Here is a 278-nt window from a genome sequence, read left to right as displayed (position 1 = left end):
CGGCCGATGCCGAAGTCGACCCGCAGTCTCGCGTCGTCGTTTTCGATGCACACCTATGCGGCCGGCAAGGCGCGCGGCAACCCGCTCGGCGACGGCTCGGCGTTGATGCCGGTGCAGACGGTGGCGAAGAGCCTGTTCAGCCTGAACTGCCATGCGTCGCGGCTGGACGAGAACAGCGTCGGCGAGAAGGTCGCCGGCCACACGCTGATTCTCGGTTCGACCGGCACCGGCAAGACGACCCTCGAGACGATGCTGCTCGCGTTCCTCGAGCGGTTCGA

1 pseudogene is annotated in these 278 nt (G+C 67.3%); it reads left to right on the top strand.

Features of this window, described 5'->3' with window-relative positions:
- Window positions 1-278: pseudogene (locus ACV22V_RS32700) on the top strand (transporter); the annotation flags it as partial.

This window comes from Burkholderia sp. AW33-5, assembly GCF_053427615.1.
This window is presented reverse-complemented; position numbering and strand designations above follow the sequence as displayed.